Source organism: Gammaproteobacteria bacterium, assembly GCA_009845905.1.
Lineage (GTDB): Bacteria > Pseudomonadota > Gammaproteobacteria > Steroidobacterales > Foliamicaceae > Foliamicus.
The window spans coordinates 1-3,468 of the sequence record VXYS01000005.1; the positions used below are offsets into that span (position 1 = coordinate 1).

The window sequence follows — 3,468 nt, forward strand, 5'->3', positions numbered from 1 at the left end:
AGGCCGGCGAGGTGGTGGCGCACGACGAGGCGCTGGGCGAGGGACTCGTGCACGGCCATGGAGAGGCGGCGGCGCAGCTCGGTCAGGCCGACGAGGACGAGGCACATGCGGCTCTCGGCGTCCATGCTGAAGTTGGTGAGCAGGCGGAGGTCCTCGAGGACGTCGTTGCGCAGGTGGTGGGCCTCGTCGATGACCAGCACGGGCAGCTGCCCGGCCTCGGCGGCGAGGCGGGAGACCTCGGCGCGGATGGCGTTGTGGGCGGCGGCGCGGGAGTGCTCGGCGGGCAGGCCGATCTCCCAGGCGATGGAGCGGTACATGTCGAGCACGCTGCCGGTGGTCAGGGAGACGTAGTGGACGCGGTGCAGGCCGGGGTGGAGCTGGGCGGCGGCGCGGCGGACGGCGGTGGTCTTGCCGGACCCGGCCTCGCCGGTGAGCAGACCGATGCCGCGCAGCTCCATGAGGTGGGCGAGCCGGGCCTCGGCCTCCCGGCTGGCGTTGGAGACGAACAGCTCGTCGGCCTCGGCGGGGGTCTCGAAGGGCAGCCGGGTGAGGGCGAAGTGGCGCGCGTACATCAGCCGTCCTCCTTGAGCCCGCTCATCCTGATCGGCGAGGGCGGCGGCTCCGGGGGCGGGTCGCCGGGCACGGCCTGCTTGGTGGCGTGGTCGCGCCGCACGGCGGTGTTGGCGTAGGCGTCCAGCCGCGTGGCCTGGCCGGCGGGCCTGCCGTCGTGGACCACGTCGATGGGCCGGCCGGGGGGCGCGGCGGGGTCGTGGCGCAGGGTGACGGTCTCGCCGACGAGCAGCGCGTCGACCTCGTAGAGGCGGCCGTTGAGGCTGACGGTGCGGTCCTTCTGGACGCGGCGCCTGGCCTCGAAGAGGAACAGGTCGTCAAGGTCCATGGCGGGGTCGGGGTGGCGCACGGCGTCCGCGGCGAGCGCCCACTGCTCGAGCGGGGTGCGCCCCTCGATGCCCCGGTGGGGGGTGTTGTGGTACTCGCCCTCGACCCACGCCCACAGGCTCCGGTTGAGCGCCTCCAGGCTGCTTAAGGCCTCGGGGGCCAGGTGGGCCAGCCAGCCGGCCCGCAGCGTCCTGAACCAGCGCTCGATCTTGCCCTTGCCGGCGGGCTGGTAGGGCCGGGCGTGGATCAGCGCGGTGCCGAGCTTCGCGCAGACCAGCGCGAGCTGGCGTGAGCGGTAGGCGGCGCCGTTGTCGACGTAGAGGCGCTGCGGGATGCCGCGGCGCATGACGGCGCCCCTGAGCACGGGCAGGAACGCCTGCACGCTCTCGGCGAGGGCGAAGGCGGCGAAGGGGACCACGCGGGTGGCGTCGTCGATGAAGGCGATGAGGTAGGCCTTGCGGCGGGTCCGTCCGGCCTTGACCTTCGGCCCGTGCATGACGTCGCCCATCCAGAGCTGGCCCGCCTCCCTGAACGCGAAGCGCCGCCGGTCGGCGCCGTCGCCGGCCTTCCTGCCGAGCAGGCCCTCGCGGCTGAGCAGCCGGTGCACGGTCGAGGGGGCGAGCGGGTGGTCGATGCCCTCCTCGACGGCCGCGCGGATGACGGCGCGCACCGACCAGGCCGGGTTGCCGGCCTTCAGCGCCGTGAGGCGCTCGGCCACCGCGGCCGGCAGGCGGCGGGGCCGGCCACGGTCGGCGCGGGGCTTGGGGCGCAGCGCCTCGAAGCCGCCCTCGCGGTAGAGCCTGACCCAGTCCCGGAGGGTGCTGGCGGCGATGCGGGTCCGGCCGCTGCCGGGAATGGCGTAGGTCCGGGCGGCCATCTCCCTGAGCCGTTCGCCGGTGCCGGGCTCGCCCACGGGCCGGTGCGCCAGTTCGGCGATGACGCCGTACCGGAACAGGGCGACCGCCTGGCGGGCCTCCTCGTCGTGCCTGTCGCGGTCCTTCATGGCTGGCTCCTCGTCAACGGGGCGGCCGGCCCCGGGACGGGGGAAGCTACGCGGCGGCGGGCGGGGGGTCACGCCCCATCCTGTGTTGGGGGACGCCGTTGCGATCCGTCGCGGCGGGGCGGCGGGGATGGAAGCCCAAGGGCGCCGGCAGCTGCCGCAGCTGCGGCGCGGCCAGCGCGCGCAGCGCCGTCAGGGCGCCGTCGCTGCCCAGGCGCCCGCGCACCGCGGCGATGCTGGGAGCGCAGGGGGCCAGGCGGTCGGGGACCAGGCCGATGGCGGCGTTCAGCGCGTTGCGCACGAGCCGAACCCGGCGCCGCAGCCAGCGCACGGCGCCGGGCAGCTCGACGGCGTCGCGGCGGATGGCGTCGGCCGCGGCCGCCAGGCTGGGCGCCCGCTCGGCGGCGGCCACCGCCTCCTCCAGCGCGTCGAGCGTCCCCGGCAGCCGCGCCGCCAGGCAGTCCGGCAGCAGGCTGAACGTGGCGTGGCTTTGCGGGCAGTACCAGCGAGCGACCCGCGCGCCCCTCGGCGTCTTGCGCCCGTAGGTGCCGTGCCGCGCCAGCGAGCAGCCGCCGCGCGGGTGGTTCGGGCACCGCTCAAGCCTTGCCTCGCGCCATGCCTGGGCGGTAACGTACCGCTCGCCGGAAAGCCCCGTCTCGTAGCGAAGCTGCACCGGCGCCGGCCCGGCGGCGGACCTCCCCGCCGCCCGGGCCCCTCCTCAGTTGGTTGGGGCCAAGGCTACGGCGTCAGCGCCCAACAGTGAAGCCGCCGACGCACTCCCACGACGCGCCGGGCAGGGGGCGGGCAAGCTAGCTTGCCCGCCCCCTGCCCGAACTGATCCGGCAACACCGGAAATCAAGCAACGGAACAATCCGGGGAAAAACGGGGTCCGCCCAACGAACTAATGAGGGAAACAACACCACGACGGCCTGCGCCCCTGGCGGCGGGACGCCGACCCGCTGGACGGCCTGCCCGATGCGGCGGCCCGGGCATTGGCGCCGCTGCAGCCCGGAGGCTGGGCGCTCCTTGACGCGGCGGCCGGGGCGTTGGAGGATTGGCCTGACGGCAACCGGGTGACGGCCTGGGTTCGGCTGCTGCGGGCCGGGACGGCGGCGGCGCTGGACGCGGCGCTCGGCGAGGGCCTTGCGGAGTTTCCGGATCCGGGGGACGCTGAGGTCCGCAAGGCCTTGCGGCTATGGGCCTTGGCGCTGCTGCGGGCCAGGGCTTGGGACGGCGACGGGCTGGCGGCATTCGAGGACGAACAGGGAGAGATTGAGATGACGACTTTGCTTGAGGCAAACGGCAGGAAGATTCGGGCGGACATATTTGAGCAGGGTGTTGCCCAAGGCATGGAACGGGGCATGGAACGGGAGCGCGAGCGGCTGCGCGAACTGGCGCGGCAGCTTGACCCGGAAACGGCCGCAAAGGTCGCCGAGCTGCTCGACCAAGGGGAGTGATGAGCTTCAACGCCGCCGCCGATTGAGAGCATCCCACCCCCGTCCCAAGTCACGCGGATCTCAATCGAGGGCGGGACGCCCTTATCTGTTAGTTTTTCCCCTGCGGGTCCCGGA

At 74.2% G+C, this 3,468-nt stretch carries 3 protein-coding genes and 1 pseudogene; 1 reads left to right on the forward strand and 3 read right to left on the reverse strand.

Annotated elements, in window-relative coordinates; genetic code table 11:
• The 3 genes and pseudogenes from F4036_05490 to F4036_05500 all read right to left on the reverse strand — a co-directional run.
• The coding region (locus tag F4036_05490; protein ID MYK37194.1) for an AAA family ATPase at positions 1-572 on the reverse strand (572 nt) is incomplete at its 3' end.
• On the reverse strand, positions 572-1,900 hold the full coding sequence (locus F4036_05495; GenBank protein ID MYK37195.1) for a DDE-type integrase/transposase/recombinase: 1,329 nt from the start codon (positions 1,898-1,900) through the stop codon (positions 572-574). The genes F4036_05495 and F4036_05490, both read right to left, overlap by 1 nt.
• 406 nt (positions 1,901-2,306) lie before the next feature.
• Positions 2,307-2,570, reverse strand: a pseudogene (locus F4036_05500) (hypothetical protein).
• A gap of 319 nt (positions 2,571-2,889) precedes the next feature.
• Here F4036_05500 and F4036_05505 point away from each other — a divergent pair.
• Positions 2,890-3,354, forward strand: a complete 465-nt coding sequence (locus F4036_05505) for a hypothetical protein (GenBank protein ID MYK37196.1) — start codon at positions 2,890-2,892, stop codon at positions 3,352-3,354.
• Positions 3,355-3,468 lie beyond the last annotated feature (114 nt).

What these genes read in the sequence shown, in the direction of transcription:
- F4036_05495 (MYK37195.1), bottom strand. Translation starts at nt 1,900, where the DNA reads ATGAAGGACCGCGACAGGCACGACGAGGAGGCCCGCCAGGCGGTCGCC.